Here is a 15,380-nt window from a genome sequence, read left to right as displayed (position 1 = left end):
CGTGAATCGTTTGTCTAATCATTCCATACACCCTAATTTATTCAATCCATTGTCTACGAATATTTATGTATATCTTTATCTATGTACTACTCCCATTCAACGAATCCCAATACTTATTTTCAATGCTTGATTGACCTTCACCATATCCTCTTCCTGTAGCTGACAAATTTTGTGAAGGATTCGTTCCTTATCCAATGTTCGGATTTGTTCTAGTAATACCAATGACGGCGTCATACGATCGTCATGAGGTATATCCACTTTGACCTGAGTCGGCTGCATTTTCTTATTCACATTCCGCGTGATAGGTGCAACGATCAACGTTGGACTAAATAAGTTCCCCTTATTATTTTGAATAATCAATACTGGTCTAATTCCTCCTTGCTCTGAACCAACAACAGGTGAGAGATTAGCATAAAAAATTTCTCCCCTTCGCATCATAATAGTTTATCACCCCTAACTAACAAAACTGCACTTGTGTAAATTATATCATGCTTTTATTGAGGAGTTTTTCAATATTTTGTACCCATCCCTTAAAACTTTGATAAACTCTACAAAAAAGAGGATTTCATGAGAAAAAATAGTCATTTTCCTTTCATTCAAAAAAAACAATAATCTCTAAATAAATAAGGGCTAAAACCATTAAATAAAGAAACAATAGAAATTTAAATCATAAAAATTATCATACATAACTTAAAATCACTTTATTAGCCATATTTAGATGAAAACAATAGATAAATAATCATTATTAAAAAGTACTTTGATTTTTTTTCGTTTCCATCAAAAATAGTATTTTTTTATAATTTTTTTCATTTATCTATGCTGCTTAATTTTCACCTCTGGTTCAATAAAAATCTATTTCTCACCAAAATTTCATTTTATAGTTTTTAGAAAAATGAGAAAAAGGAGGCAAGAAAACTCCTTTCTTGCCTCCTTTTTCTAGATTATGGCTGTGACATGTCCTTCTCCTCAGAACCTTTCTCAGGAGATTTAGGGGAGTAATTTGACCCGCCTGCTAGGTTGCCCAAACTAATTTCTAGATTCACCGTGTACTCTAACGGTACATATAGATTGTATGCACTCATGCCGACAACAGTTCCTTTAGGTTCTGCTGAATCAACGTATTTGACTGTGTACTGAATATTTGCACCTTTTGATTGGAATTCTTCATAGAATTTTTTTTGTAGATCCCCTTCTACTGTGTTTCCTCTCAAATCTTTGAGATAAGGTTGACCAGCAGAATAATACACTTTGACTTTCAAATCATCTTTACTCGTCAATTGAGTTCCCGCCTCAACACTTTGAGAAATCAACTGGCCGTATGGTACATTATTTGTAAAAACACTTTTGGCTTGAACTGTTAATCCATCTACAGCAGTTCCAGCTTCTTCTTGTGTATAGTCAGCGAAATTAGGAACTGTGTAACCTTTACCTAAAGATACCGTCACCGTTAAACTATCTTTTTTAGCCACCTTTTGGTCTTTGGCAACACTTTGAGATATAATGCTTTCTGCTGGAATTTCTGCTGAACTGGCTTCTTCATAGGTTACTTTTATATCATTTGTTTTAGCCCAGCTTTCAACTTCCGTCTTCATTTTTTTAGTAAAATCGGGAACAGAAATATTTTTTTCAAAGGTCTCTTTTCCTTTAGAATAATACATATTCGCTTTGTCTTTGCGTTTGTAATTCTCTTTTGTGACCTCTTTATTAACGATTTCAAATCGAGCTGGCTTGCCTTTTTCTAACGTCTCGTTGTATTCATCGATCAAAGAAATATTCTCTGCTTTATTTTCTTTGATCCATTTTTCCGCATCTGATTTTTTCATTGTCATAAAATCTGGCAATGTCAATTTTTCTTCTGGGTCAGCCCCTAAACTTGATTCTACTATTAATTCGGAACCTTTTTTAATTTTGCTCTCTTTTTTTGGCTTTTGTGAAATGACTTTATTGGTCTCTATCTTGTTATTATACTTTTGATCCACTTTTAATTTTAGTTTATTTTCAGTTGCCCATGCTCGTGCTTCAGATAGATCTTTACCAGTAAAATCTGGTAGTTTTACGTGGGTCATTTGATAGTAGCCAAAATACAGGAGACAAAGTGCTACAAAGGTCCCAATACCAATCAATCTAAATTTTTGTTTTCTTCTCTTATGGTAAGTTGGGTCTATTTCGGTTCCATCATCTGGCTGACTACTCCTTGTTTGTGTCATTGGTTCTTGCTCTATTTTATCCTGATCCTTTTTCGGCTCCGTTACATTAACTGGTCCGATGGGCTCTTGAACAGGATCTTTCTTTTCGCTAATTCGTTCGTTCGATGATGATCTTTCTGATTCCTGTTTGGTTTGTTCTTTTTTATCAGAGCCATCTTGTAATTTTTTCTCTTTGGTATTATCATAATTCGATTTATTGAAATTAGATAAAAAATCACTCATTCAGCATCAACTCACCTTGCTTTAAAAAATAGGTTTTATCTGATTGCTTTGCTATTTCATTTGAGTGTGTTACAACGACTACACATTTGTTATGTGTCTCGGCTAAATCTTTAAAGATATCAACAATTTCTTGCTCCATCCCTTCATCTAAATTTCCGGTTGGTTCATCTGCAAGAATGATATCAACGTTTGTTGCCAAAGCTCTGGCAATCGCTACCCGCTGCTGCTCACCACCTGATAACTGACCGACCAAACGATCTGCCTTTGCTTTATTGATCCCAATATAATCTAATAAGTTATAGGCTACTTCGCGATTATCTTTTGGCATGTCATTATCTGTGATCGACATTGCTACTAGCACATTTTCTAGAGCAGTTAAATAAGGAACTAAATTATAACTTTGGAAAATAATACTAATATCGTCTCGGCGGTATTTCTCTAATCCGATCGATTTAATATTTTGCCCTTTATAAAGAACTTCCCCAGATTTAGGTTCATCCAAGGCACTGATCAATGACAAGAAGGTTGTTTTACCAGAACCAGAATGTCCTAAAATCGTATAGAATTGTCCTTGTTCAAAATTTATCGATGTATCTTGTAAAATCATGCGACGTTTATCTCCGTCTTGATAAAAATAGCTCACATTCTTTGTTTGTAAAATTGTCATATTCGTTTCCTCCTCGTTTTAAAAGCTGAATAATCCCGTTTAGCATCGACCAAAAATAGGAAAATATGAATATGACGTTTCTTGTCACATTGATGTTTTATCATTTTTCCGAGATGCTGACTTATGATGTCGCTACATCATGATTTTCTTTGGATTCAACCGCAAAACATAGGTTAAAGGTAAAACCGCAGATAATAGAACCGTACTTAATCCTGCAATCAAGAATGTCAGGATATAGCTGATTGAAAATTTCACTTCATATGCGCTGGAAACATCTTCCGTTGTTAAAGTCGGCATACTCGCTCCGGTCCCTCCTATCATCATGGTACCACCACTATTTGCGGCGTCTCCTGCTTGAGCAAAGGCATCACTCGCAATCAACGATTCTGAAACCATTTTTCCAAGCAGATTTCCAGTGATCAACGATAAGCACATCGCTACTAGACTGATCAACAATAATTCGATTAGAATCTGCTGCATCACTTTTGTCCTTGTTTCACCTAGCGATAAGTAAATGCCCAATTCATGCTTACGGTCACGCAAGAAGAGAATAACGACTAATGAAATAATCAATAAGGTTGCGCCAATCGCTAAAAGAACTACATAACCAGAAATTTGCGACATTTTTTTAAACGTACCGCCAACTTGATCATACTGATCGGTCGATGCGGTCAATTTATACCCCTCTGGAATCGAAGATTTCGCTTCTTCTTTAAAGGCCTCCACATCTTCTGGCGATTTAAGCACATAGATAGGGGTAATTTGATTCATATCTTCTTCGCTTGCCTCTGTGCCATCGGCCTTTTTATAGCGATCAGGCACTAATGCTTTCCCTTTTTCAAATTCGACTTTATTAATAGTCATCACAGCATCGTTTGGCATATAAACCGTATTAAACTGCTCTGTTTCCATAAATTGTGCTTCGAAGCCCTTTTGATCTTTGCCATCTGACTTTTTCTTCTCAACACTTGTAGGTTCAAATATCCCAATGATTTCAACAGGATGGTCTTGACTAGCCAGTTCTTCCATTGATCCATCTTGCTTAAAGTCCATCACAGAACTATCTAAAACAACTTTGTCGCCAACATTAAATCCATTTGCTTCGGCAACTTTCTTTGAAATGATTGCAACATCTTTACCACTGTTGATCTCATCTTGTTTAAACGTTCGCCCCTCGACTAATTTCACTTTTTTATCCTTAAAGTCCAAGGGTTCGAGTAAATTATTCCCTTTAAGACTCAAGGTTTTTGGCATGTTACTCATTGTCGAAGCATTTTCCATTTCATACGTTTTGATTTTTTTCACAAAAAGATTGGTTTTTACATTATAGTCAAATTCTTTAACATACGTCGAATCACCTAATTTTTTGATGTCCTCGACTTTTAAGGCATCTGGTGAAAATGACTGACCTTCATCCATCATTTTTTGATAATCTAACTCAACACTGACCGTTGCACCTAGGTCATGTTTAATTTTCTTTTCGACATTTGCGGTTGATTGCTGTATCGCGATCGATCCTGCAATCACATTGCCTAATATAAAAATAACTGCAAATAAAATAATTGATTTTCCTTTTCTTCTTGTAACACTGCATAATGCTCGATTCCAATAGTTCATATAGTCTTCCTTCCTACTTAAAAACAATGAAGAAACGGCTTAGTCAGATATCATTACACTATTCAGTCGAATCAACAACAACCTTCGATATCCTTTAAAACGTTTTTTGTTCTACATTGTCTTTGATAAATGATAGTTTCCCACCATTCAATCCCCATAACTCATCAACATGCTCTGCGATCGCTTTTGATCGTGAACTGATGATGACACACTTGTTTTCATTTTTTGCGTATATACGTATGTACTCCATGACCATCTCTAGCGAAAGTTCACTTAATGACTCAATCGGTTCATCGATCAAAACAATCTTAGGATCCTTGATCACCGCTTGGGCCAAATAGACTCTTTGCTGATTGGCAACAGATAATTTTTTTATTTTCTGCTTGGCCAATTTCTCATTGATCCCAACTTTTTTTAAAGCTTCATAAAAATAGGGATCACCTTTTCCTTGCACAGTCGAATTGAGTGCACACAATTTAAGCATCGTCAAAGCTGTTTCATTAGAGAGAACATTGTACTGTTGAAAGATGGCCCCTAGCTCTTGTTGACGATAATGGTCTCGATTAATTGCATTTAGATTATGATTTTTAAAAAGAATGTCACCCGAACTGACCTGATCCAGTCCGGCAAGCAGTGCCAGTAACGTCGTTTTACCCGCACCACTTTTCCCTAAAACACCATAGACCTGCCCCAACGAAAAATCGATGGTTACATCGTCCAACACAGTCACGTTGTTCTTTTTATGCGTATATACTATATTTTTAAGAGAGAGAATCATCACTCGTCTACGTTCCTTTCTAACAAAAATTCAAGTGGTTCAAATTTGAAAAGCTGATAACTATCAATGGCTGTAATTGTCATTAAAAATAGGCTGGTGATTCCCAATGTGTTGAAAAAGGAACTCTTGTTGAGCATCATCGGAATTGATTTTATAGTTTCAGTTTTCCCATTAGGCATGTTGCTGAATAACTGGTCAACATTTCCCATCCACATTTTCTGATTTAATAATTGCCAATCAGCGATCGGTTGTACGATCCAGTTTGTCACTAGTAGGGCTATGCCAAAACTAAATCCTGTCACGACAAGTAATTCAAGTAGCCGACTTTTGATCAATTGTTTCTTAGTAATGCCTAGATTACGCAATACACAAATCTCCGCCTGTCTTTGCCTAAATTGTCGCAGTGAAAACAATGCCAATCCAAAATTGCCAAAAATAAAAATCCCTAGCAAAATAGTCCCAGCAAGTGTTCCTACTCCATTAACTGGACTTAAAAGCATTTTAAGATTAGCTTCGTTCGTCATGACTTGGTACTCACTAGGTAACCCCTTTGTTTCCATTTCCTTTAGAAAACGATCAAAATCGTTCTGGTTTTTCAATTCATATGACACATTGTTATAGCCAACCTGGTCGAAATTTTCCACAGCATGGATCGTTTCCCAATTTGTAAAAATATCATTGCTTTGAATCACCATAAATTCACTAGTTCCAACTATTTTGGCTGTTTTTTTAGGTTGATATATTCCGGCAATACTCAACGTTTGAGGCTCCAGTTTTTCATTTCCTGTTACCGTTACTTGAATCGAATCCCCTATTTTCAGTTCATTTAGCTGAGCGAACTCACTGCTGACCACGCACTCATTCATCTTTAACGTTGAATTTCCCGTACTGATTTCCATGCCACTTTCAGCAAGCTCTTTAACCAAATCTTGTGGACCTACACCAAACCAATTTGCGCTGACTTGATAGAAACTCTTTTCCAGCTCATTTCCCTCTAATTTCTGAAACTGAATAGGACTTGGTATTTCGATTGGTTTTAACGTATTGAATGAAATCGGAATACTAGCCATCATTTTTACACTATTGACATATTTAGACTCTCCAAATTTGAGATACTGTTCTTTTGTTAGTTTTTTTTCATGCGTTGAATTACTTAAATCTGGTTCTATAACCGTTGCGACAGTGGAAAATTGTTGGCTGTAGTCACTTGTAAAGCGTTTGGCTGAAGTATAAATAGTTTCAGTAACGATGATGCCTAAAATCAACAGAAATAAAAAAATACAGACAACTAAACATTTCCAACTATGTCTTCTAAGATTTAAGAAAGCATGTTTCAAGACGAACATGTTCTTGCTCTCCTCCTTTCTTGTTCCTACCATACCAAACCAATTGTTAACTGAATGTTAACTTTCAGCAACTTGGGGAAATGACAGATAAAAAGTCGACCCCAAATTCTTCTTGCTTTCTACATACACAAAGCCCTGACATAAATCACATACATGGGAAACTACGGATAAACCGATTCCGTAACCATCTTGTTTTAGTCCATTGATTCGATAGTTATGATCAAAAATAGTCGCATGCACATTGGGATCAATTCCTTTTCCCTGATCTTTGATCTCAACGATAATACTCCCTTTACGATTATTGACAGAAACAGTTATTGGTTTTTGTTCACCGTATTTAATGGCATTATCGACTAAATTTGACACTGCGCGATAAATCCAGCGATTCTTTCCTAAAATAAAGGTTGAACCAACTTCGTCAAAAGAAAATGAAAGCTCTGGGTAACTTTTACGATAGGTATCACACACTTCCGCACAAATCAATGAGACATCTACTTGTTCACTCATCGCTTCGTCTGTACTATTTGACAAGGTTAAAATATCATCGATGCTATCCGTCAGACGGTCCAAAATATGCAGATTAGCGGTTTCGTTTTGCTCTAATTCTAGATTAGCTCTTAAAATTGCGATCGCATTTTTTTGCTCATGTGTTAGATAGCTGCTTAAGCGTTTATAATCATTCAAATGCCCATCAAATTTACCTTTAAGCTGTTTAAACGCTTTAGCAACTGCTTGATCTTCCACTTCTTTTTCTGAGAATTTTTCTAAAAACTGCAGATCATGGATAATCGTCACCATTTGCTTCGTGTAAATGCGCCGCAGCACATACCATAATGTCATGGTCAAGACTAACAAAGCAGAACATACGACCAAGATGATCATTGGTAAATACTTTAAGAGGCTATTTAAATAAATATCATCCAGCGCTTTGGTGCTGACCATCTCATCAGCCCTAACTTCTAATGTAGTAGCTGGTTGGGCCGTCATTTCCGTTGAATCATTGATGACATAGACAGCAGAACCAAGCGATTGACCAATATTCATAGAACTCCAGTTACTTTTTATTGCAAAAAAACCACCGCTAATAATCAAAATGACAAAAAAGGCAAACGTCAATACAGTCAAACTGATTTTCAAATTTACTCGCATAATTGATATCCTTTCGCTCGAATTGTTTTAAGTAGTTCTTTGTCTGAAACCTGAGCTAGCTGTTTTTTTAAGCGAGCCAAGTGTACTCGTAAAACAGAAGAAAATGGATCAAAGTTTTCGTCATAGACATGCTCCGCAATCTCTTCTGTTGAAACTACAGCAGGATAGCTTTGAGCGATACACAATAAAATATCAAATTCTTTAGGCTTTAAAATAACTTCCTTACCGCTATAGCTGACAAAACGCTTGACTGGATCAATCGTTAATTGCCCAATCTTGATATGTGGCGAGGAGCGCCCATGAAAACGCCGAATAACCGCACGAATGCGGGCAACTAATTCTAATAATTCAAAAGGTTTCACTAAATAATCATCCGCTCCAAAATCAAGTCCCTTCGCCCGCTCTTCAATTTCATCTCTCGCTGTGATAATGATAATCGGGCTATCTATATTGGAATTCCTTAAAAAGTTTAAAATCGATAAACCATCTTTATCAGGTAAATTTAAATCTAATAAAATAGCATCATATGTATTTACATAAGCTTTTTCTTCTCCAGCCAAACCAGAAAAAGCTAAGTCTACTACGAACTTTTCTCGTTCTAAGCCTTTTTGTACAGATAATGCCAACTCTCGATTGTCTTCAATAATTAATATTCTCATCTGTCACGTTCCTTTCCAAATAGCCGACACGGCTCAATAGGTATCTCATAAGATACTACACCCAAGAATGATTTGTCTATGCTTCATTTTTGAGCGCGAAAATAAAATAACAAAAATCCATCAATTGTATTTGGGAATTTCAAATACAGTTGCTGGATTTTTTTACCTATCTTTATTGATCATTCGTGTAAAATACTAGCGACTTTTGTCGTGATCAAATCAATCGCTACATGATTTTCGCCACCTTCTGGAACGATCACATCTGCATAACGCTTCGTAGACTCAATAAACTGATGGTACATTGGTTTTACCACAGTCAGATACTGTTCAATAACAGAGTCTAATGTTCTACCACGCTCTTCCATATCACGTTTGATTCTACGGATGATCCGAATATCATCATCAGTATCTACATACAATTTAATATCCATTAATTCTCTTAAACGGCTATCTTCCAAAATTAAAATACCTTCTAAAATAATTACTTCTTTTGGTTCTTGAATAATGATATCCGAACTTCTTGTATGGGCAACATAATCATACACTGGTTTTTCAATCGTCTGATAGTTTATCAACTGCTGTAAATGTTCGATCAACAGGTCTGTATCAAAAGCAAACGGATGATCATAATTCGTGGCCAGTCTTTCTTCAAAACTCAGATGGCTTTGATCTTTATAATAAGAATCTTGTTCCAACATCATGATCGAATGATTGGGGAAATGATTGAAAATCGCCCGACTAACACTGGTTTTTCCACTGCCGGAACCGCCAGTAACACCAATCACGATTGGTTGAGTATTTTTCATTCAACGAAACCTCTCTCTTATGTGTAATAGTCATAATAACCTTTTTCTATTATAATAGAAACGAGCAAGAAAGCTACAATTTTATCTATTTAATTAAAAAAACTGTTCATTTATTCAATCAATTTATTAGAAAGGAACGATCCGATGATAATTAGAGAAATCCGAGAACTTCAAGCTGCCCACTACGACCTATTATTATTAGCCGATCCAGACAAACTTTTAGTTGAAAACTACGTCAAACGTAGCGTTTGTTTTGAAGCTGTGTTTGACGATACCGAAGCAGGTATTTTAGCTTTGCTTCCTACTAGGCCAGAAACCTTGGAAATCGTCAATATTGCTGTAGCTAAACCATATCAAGGTCAAGGAATCAGCGAGGAATTGCTACAATTTGCACTGAGTTATGCTCAAAATGGCCAGTACAAAACAGTAGAAATCGGCACGGGTAGCACTAGTTTTGGTCAATTATATCTGTATCAAAAATGTGGCTTCCGGATGACTAGTATTGATCGAGACTTCTTTCTTCGTCACTATGAAGAAGAAATCGTAGAAAATAAGCTGATTTTAAAAGATATGGTTCGTTTAAGTATTGATGTATAACCTAAAAAAAGAGAGCAAACGTCTTTTTAGTGACTCCAAAAAGTTAGACCAAAAATCTAATTTTTTGGGTCGGTTCAGTCTTCACAAAGCGTTTGTTCTCTTTTGTTATTATTCTAATACATCAAAAATCTCATCCAAACGACTAATTTCATACGTTGGCTGAATCTCTGAATGTGCTGGTTGTTTTGATGGATTTAACCATAATGTTTGAATTTTAGCTAAATTCCCCCCTTGAATATCTGAAGCCAAGGAATCGCCAATGATCATTGTTTTTTCATGTTCAAAATCAGGAATTCGTTCAAACACATAATCAAAATATTCTTTCATCGGTTTTTGATAACCTACTTCTTCTGAAACAAAAATATCGTTAAAAAATTCAGTCATACTTGAATCTTTTAGCCGTTGATACTGCGTCTTTGCTACACCGTTTGTCACAATATATAAGTCATAATCAGGTTTAAGGCGTTCAATAATCGCTTTACTATTTCCAAGCAAATCGTGACCTTGACTTAAATGTTCACGATATTGTTCTCCCATTTTTTTCCCATCTACCTTTTTATCCAGCTGCGCAAACAACAAACTAAAACGAGTATCAGTAACTGTCTTTTTATCTGTTTTTCCTTGCTCAAATTCACGCCATAATTGACTATTGATTTTTTTATAAGTTGCTTCTATTTCATCCGTCAACGTTATATCTTCTTCTTCAAAAAGTGCCTGTAATGCTTTTTTTTCTGTTAATTGAAAATCTAGCAATGTATCATCAACATCAAATAATAAGGTTTTAAATTTCATAGTCCACTCTCTTTTCTTTTTTATGAATCGTAAAATAAGGTAGTAGCGTCTTTAATTCCTCTTGGTTCAACGAACGATACTCGCCTAAACTAAGGGTAGGATCTAATTGGATCGGTCCCATGGATAAACGTTTTAAATAAACTACTTTTTTTCCAACAGATAAAAACATTTTTTTCACCTGATGAAATTTGCCTTCCGTAATATCTAAGTATGCACGACTTTTCTTTGTTTCTGAAGATAAAATCGTCAGTTCTGCTGGCTTACATTTTTTACCATCTGAAAAAATGATTCCGTCCGCAAAGGTTTCACAGTCAGCTTCAGTCAATCGTTCATTCACCACAACCTCATAGCGTTTCGTTACTTTTTTGTGCGGGAGTAGCAATTGATAACCCAACTGACCATTATCAGTAAGCAACAACAGCCCTTCTGTATCGCGATCCAACCTCCCAATCGGATAGATTCCTGCTCTTTGATCCTTTACATCCAGTAGCTCAATGACTGTTTGATGGTGTGCATCCTTGACTGCAGTCACAACACCTTGAGGCTTATTCAACATATAATAAACATGAGCGCTTCGCTTGATTTTTTTATTACCAACATAAATATTTTGCAGCTCGGCATCTACGTTTTGGCTTTCATCTAGTATGATCTGTCCATCCACTGTGACTTGTTTACTGCGAATCAGTGCTTTGACTTTTCTTCTAGAACCAATTTTTTCTAGTTCCAATAATTTATCTAAACGCATCTATTTTTCCTCATTTCAACTAATAGTTTAGTATAAACTTTGGAGAATGAAAAGAAAACAGGATTCAAAAACGACACGTATTTTAACAAAATAAACTTTAAGTAATGTTTAAAAGACTTCCTTCTATTCCTCACTTCCCTTGACTTAACTTTGGATTCGCGTTATGGTTGCTATAGAAAGTGAATAAGGTTTCTCAAAAACAGCGTAATGACCTGGGAGAGAATAACGTATTATAGGAATTTTCCCCTGGATAATTGTGCACAATTATTCGGGATTTTTTGTTTTTGCAGTGCATTTTGTAAAGGCTCTTTGTTCAATTTTTATTTGGACAGGAATGCTTAGCTAAGTAATTGACTTTACATGGATTCACAGCAACAAGTAAGACTCCTATTTTCCATCATTTTGCCTTTTGCAGATAACCAAATACAAATTCATTTTGATTTATTTAGCTTCACGAGCTAGCCTTTCGGAAAAAAGATAAAATATGCCTATGACAAAAAGCGTCACAAACATATTTACCTATTTTTCTGTCGAGACTAAACGAGCTCGTTCAGCAATAAATCACATCAAGCTGCTCAAATCAATCCTTAGGAAAATAGATAAATTGCAATGAGACAAAAAACGTTTCAATGTCCATTTCCTAATTTTCTACAGGATCAAGCGATTTGTTCCGCTTTAAATTTAAGGAGGATTTTGGTTATGTCAGTATCATTAGAAGTTAAAGAAAGAGCTGTCCGTCCACGTTCCCTAAGAAATCAACTACGTCACTCTGGTCAAGTTCCTGCAGTCGTTTATGGGTACGATATCGAAAGCACACCTGTTTCAGTTGATCAAAAAGAATTAACAAAAATTTTACGAGATAATGGTGCCAATGCCGTAATCACAATGACGATTGGTGGTAAAAAAATCAATACGTTAGTGTTTAAAGTACAATTGGACACTTTCACAAGTCAAATGAAACATATTGAATTTCTAGCTGTAAACATGAAAGAAACAACAGAAGTTGAAGCTGAGATCGTTCTTGTTGGCGAATCTGAAGGTGTAAAAGCTGGTGGTGAGCTAGCACAAAACTTATATAATGTTTTAGTTTCAGCGACACCTGATAAATTACCAGAACGTGTTGAAGTAGACATTACAAAACTTGCTATTGGTGATGCAATCACAGTTGCTGATTTACCAGTTAATAAAGATTACGACATTATAACGGATGGCGAAGAACAAATCGCAGCGGTTGTTGAAGCAAAATCTGCAACTGAAGAAGAAACTTCTGAAGCTGCCGCTGAACCAACAGTGATCGGTGAAAAACCAGAATAATTAGCTTCATTAACTATACTTTTAAAGAGGTTGGGTCAGAAGTGTTTAATTCCGAAGGAGTTGCTTCTGTACCCACCGTTTATTCAGATTCCTTGAGGATAGGATATGACTCATAGAGTTATGTCCTACCCTCTTTTCTTTCATTTATCAAGCATTCTACTTGATTTTTTCATCAAACATGACAGAAGCCAGTTTTGACTAAATAAGGTATACTATGGATATTAGATAGCTAAAGGGGGTCAAATAAATGGTTGAAAGTTTTGATAATAAACGTAGTCGTTATGCTTCTCTTGGTGTGGTTGAAAGGTTACCAGGTGCTTTGATTGACAGTATCTGGCTGATTATTGATTTGGATTTAAAAGGAGTCATTCCTCTGACGAACATGTTATATTTTGATTTGATTGATAATGGCGGAAAAGTAACGATTCATTTTTCACAAGAAATCAGTGATGTCCAAATGGCTGTTGATTTGCCTTTTCCTTACTATGAAGAATATCCATCTCAAGTTTTTGCCTTTGATGATGGAAACAAAGAAACGATTTTACTGCCAGCAGAAATGTTGGAATAACGATAAAAAACAATACCAGACAGTTTATTAAACTGTCTGGTATTGTTTTTATTTTTATGATTATGCCATTCGTTTCGCAATAAATGAATAAATCGCAATACAAATTACAGCACCGATCAAAGCTGATATAATTGGAAATCCTCCAATGATCGGACCAAAATTACCTAGCAACATTGTACCGACCCAGCTTCCGATAAAACCGACAATAATATTGCCGATTACACCACCTGGCACATCTCTCCCTAAAATCGCTCCGGCAATCGCACCTAGCACACCACCTACGATTAATGACCAAATAAAACTTAACATAATAATTTTCCTCCTTAATATATAAGTAACAACGTTCCGCTTCGCAGCACCTTGTACTTTTCAACATTAAAATAATAGATTACTTATTCTAACGTACGCGTACTATTTTCGTTTGTTTTTTCAGACTCACTATCTTCTTTTTTCTTATTTTCAAACTTCTCAGCATATTGATCTTTCGTCATGATATCATCAACATTCATATTGAATTCAATCACATCTAACCCTGTCATATTTTTAACTTCTTCTGCAACTTTTTTCGTAGCAGTGTCAAATACTTGGGCAATATTTTTACCATATTCGCCAATGACATCCAAATCAATCGCCACTTGCTTCGTCCCCACTTCGGCACTGATGCCTTTCGTCGGATTATTGCCATTCGTAAATTTTTCGGTCAAGTTAGTAATGGCATTTCCGCTCAATCCTAAAATACCAGGAATTTCCGATACGGCGATACCAGCAATTTTTTTCACGACTTGATCGTCAAATGTTAGTTTCGTTTTGATTCCTGTTGCATTTGTTCCTTCAGTTGTGTTCACATTTGCTTTGTTATCCATTTTCTTCTCAACCTTTCTGTGATTTGTTTCAATTTATTTTCATCTTTCAAAAAAAGCCTGTATGGACGCTAAAATTGAAGAGATAGAACGTTTTTCATCTTGCATCGTTCCAATAAAATAACCAATGCAAGGAAATAGAATGAGTAAAACAGTTTTCCAAAAACCAATCGTCATCAAAAGAATCGCTACAACGATAAACAAACTTGTAAAAAGAATCTGGTTTCGATAAGGAGCTAATGTCTTTAGTTTTTTCAAGCTAGTTCCTCCTTTAAATCACACGTGAGCCTTTTTTATTACTTGGCAACAAAGAAGCGTCTGCTTTACGTTTTTTAAAAACAACTTTCGTCTTATTTGTCTCAAGTTTGGCCATCTGCTGTAATGCTTGCGGGATTTGCTCTTGGATTTGTTTTCCTTTACTCAAAAGTTGTTGCTGTTTTTCGTCGATTACGGTGACTTCGACATCCGCTTTTTGGTGTTTTGTCAGTCTTATTTTCACCTGTGTCTCCTCAATGTTGACAATGTCACGTAACGAAACTCTAGCAATTGATTCTAATGAGCGTAATGGTACATTTACTTGCCCCATTTCTTTTTTCAGATAGATTTCTTTTTTGCGGATTGGCTTGAATAAAACCAACCCAAATGCTAAAACTAAAATCGCTAATAGCGTTAACATAACCACTTGATAAAAATAGAACAACCAATCGTACTGAAACGATAAATCTTGGAAAAATGTCGTCACAACGCCTAGGTTTTCCAATTGAGAATACAAGCCAAGAATACCAAAAATACCTGCTATTAATAGTAAAGCAATAAGTCCTTTGATCACTCGCATAGAATGTCCCTCCAACGTTATTTTTTCAACTATTTCTATTTCCATATCTACATTTTATGTTAAACTCATTTTCCGACAATTACAAAAGATACGCATACCTCTTGTCTGATTTTCAGGATGCATCCCCCTTCTAAACCCCGGTATGAGTTCGTTCAAGCAATTAAATTAATTCACAAAAAAAGTTGAATGCTACAGTTTTCACCATAGTCACTCAACTT

18 protein-coding genes are annotated in these 15,380 nt (G+C 35.7%); 3 read left to right on the top strand and 15 right to left on the bottom strand.

Features of this window, described 5'->3' with window-relative positions; translation table 11 throughout:
* Positions 1-96: 96 nt before the first annotated feature.
* The 9 genes from A5866_RS13710 to udk all read right to left on the bottom strand — a co-directional run bounded on the left by A5866_RS13710 (position 97) and on the right by udk (position 9,451).
* Positions 97-438 (bottom strand): type II toxin-antitoxin system PemK/MazF family toxin, encoded by a 342-nt coding sequence (locus tag A5866_RS13710; RefSeq protein ID WP_086281796.1) that lies wholly within the window; start codon positions 436-438, stop codon positions 97-99.
* Positions 439-941: 503 nt separating this feature from the next.
* Entirely contained in the window at positions 942-2,429 is a 1,488-nt protein-coding gene (locus A5866_RS13705; RefSeq protein WP_086445108.1) for a PASTA domain-containing protein, read from the bottom strand.
* On the bottom strand, positions 2,422-3,096 hold the full coding sequence (locus tag A5866_RS13700) for an ABC transporter ATP-binding protein (protein ID WP_086445109.1): 675 nt from the start codon (positions 3,094-3,096) through the stop codon (positions 2,422-2,424). Before A5866_RS13700 ends, A5866_RS13705 begins: the two co-directional genes overlap by 8 nt.
* Before the next feature lie 132 nt (positions 3,097-3,228).
* On the bottom strand, positions 3,229-4,713 hold the full coding sequence (locus tag A5866_RS13695; RefSeq protein ID WP_086445110.1) for an ABC transporter permease: 1,485 nt from the start codon (positions 4,711-4,713) through the stop codon (positions 3,229-3,231).
* A gap of 94 nt (positions 4,714-4,807) precedes the next feature.
* On the bottom strand, positions 4,808-5,491 hold the full coding sequence (locus A5866_RS13690) for an ATP-binding cassette domain-containing protein (RefSeq protein WP_086445111.1): 684 nt from the start codon (positions 5,489-5,491) through the stop codon (positions 4,808-4,810).
* Positions 5,491-6,837 (bottom strand): ABC transporter permease, encoded by a 1,347-nt coding sequence (locus A5866_RS13685; RefSeq protein ID WP_086445112.1) that lies wholly within the window; start codon positions 6,835-6,837, stop codon positions 5,491-5,493. Before A5866_RS13685 ends, A5866_RS13690 begins: the two co-directional genes overlap by 1 nt.
* 57 nt (positions 6,838-6,894) lie before the next feature.
* Positions 6,895-7,986, bottom strand: coding sequence for a sensor histidine kinase (locus tag A5866_RS13680; protein WP_086445113.1), 1,092 nt, complete (start codon positions 7,984-7,986; stop codon positions 6,895-6,897).
* Complete coding sequence (locus A5866_RS13675; RefSeq protein WP_086281789.1) at positions 7,977-8,645, bottom strand: response regulator transcription factor; 669 nt, start codon at positions 8,643-8,645, stop codon at positions 7,977-7,979. The genes A5866_RS13680 and A5866_RS13675 overlap by 10 nt, the downstream gene beginning before the upstream one ends.
* Before the next feature lie 179 nt (positions 8,646-8,824).
* Positions 8,825-9,451 (bottom strand): uridine kinase, encoded by a 627-nt coding sequence (udk, locus tag A5866_RS13670; RefSeq protein WP_086445114.1) that lies wholly within the window; start codon positions 9,449-9,451, stop codon positions 8,825-8,827.
* A 144-nt stretch (positions 9,452-9,595) separates the two neighbouring features.
* Here udk and A5866_RS13665 point away from each other — a divergent pair, with 144 nt between their 5' ends.
* Positions 9,596-10,048: a GNAT family N-acetyltransferase gene (locus A5866_RS13665; protein WP_086445115.1), complete on the top strand. Its 453-nt coding sequence runs from the start codon at positions 9,596-9,598 to the stop codon at positions 10,046-10,048.
* Positions 10,049-10,156: 108 nt separating this feature from the next.
* Here the strand turns inward: A5866_RS13665 and A5866_RS13660 are convergent, their stop codons facing one another.
* Positions 10,157-10,840, bottom strand: a complete 684-nt coding sequence (locus tag A5866_RS13660; RefSeq protein ID WP_086281786.1) for a YjjG family noncanonical pyrimidine nucleotidase — start codon at positions 10,838-10,840, stop codon at positions 10,157-10,159.
* Positions 10,830-11,585 carry a 16S rRNA pseudouridine(516) synthase gene (locus A5866_RS13655; RefSeq protein ID WP_086281785.1) on the bottom strand — a complete coding sequence of 252 codons (756 nt, stop codon included), beginning with the start codon at positions 11,583-11,585 and terminating at the stop codon, positions 10,830-10,832. Before A5866_RS13655 ends, A5866_RS13660 begins: the two co-directional genes overlap by 11 nt.
* Before the next feature lie 699 nt (positions 11,586-12,284).
* Here A5866_RS13655 and A5866_RS13650 point away from each other — a divergent pair.
* Positions 12,285-12,899 (top strand): 50S ribosomal protein L25/general stress protein Ctc, encoded by a 615-nt coding sequence (locus A5866_RS13650; protein WP_086445116.1) that lies wholly within the window; start codon positions 12,285-12,287, stop codon positions 12,897-12,899.
* 247 nt (positions 12,900-13,146) lie between these two features.
* Complete coding sequence (locus A5866_RS13645) at positions 13,147-13,467, top strand: DUF960 domain-containing protein (protein WP_086445117.1); 321 nt, start codon at positions 13,147-13,149, stop codon at positions 13,465-13,467.
* Positions 13,468-13,527: 60 nt separating this feature from the next.
* On the opposite strand, the gene A5866_RS13640 is transcribed toward A5866_RS13645, so the two are convergent.
* From A5866_RS13640 to amaP, 4 genes are all read right to left on the bottom strand, one after another.
* On the bottom strand, positions 13,528-13,776 hold the full coding sequence (locus tag A5866_RS13640; protein ID WP_069638886.1) for a GlsB/YeaQ/YmgE family stress response membrane protein: 249 nt from the start codon (positions 13,774-13,776) through the stop codon (positions 13,528-13,530).
* Positions 13,777-13,859: 83 nt separating this feature from the next.
* A complete protein-coding gene (locus tag A5866_RS13635) occupies positions 13,860-14,330 on the bottom strand; it encodes an Asp23/Gls24 family envelope stress response protein (RefSeq protein ID WP_086281782.1) in 471 nt (156 codons plus the stop codon).
* A 39-nt stretch (positions 14,331-14,369) separates the two neighbouring features.
* Positions 14,370-14,585: a DUF2273 domain-containing protein gene (locus A5866_RS13630; protein ID WP_086281781.1), complete on the bottom strand. Its 216-nt coding sequence runs from the start codon at positions 14,583-14,585 to the stop codon at positions 14,370-14,372.
* A gap of 13 nt (positions 14,586-14,598) precedes the next feature.
* Entirely contained in the window at positions 14,599-15,162 is a 564-nt protein-coding gene (gene amaP / locus A5866_RS13625) for an alkaline shock response membrane anchor protein AmaP (protein ID WP_086445118.1), read from the bottom strand.
* Positions 15,163-15,380: the final 218 nt, after the last annotated feature.

Origin of the sequence: Enterococcus sp. 12C11_DIV0727 (assembly GCF_002148425.2) — a bacterium.
Classification (GTDB): Bacteria; Bacillota; Bacilli; order Lactobacillales; family Enterococcaceae; genus Enterococcus_L; species Enterococcus_L lemimoniae.
This window is presented reverse-complemented; position numbering and strand designations above follow the sequence as displayed.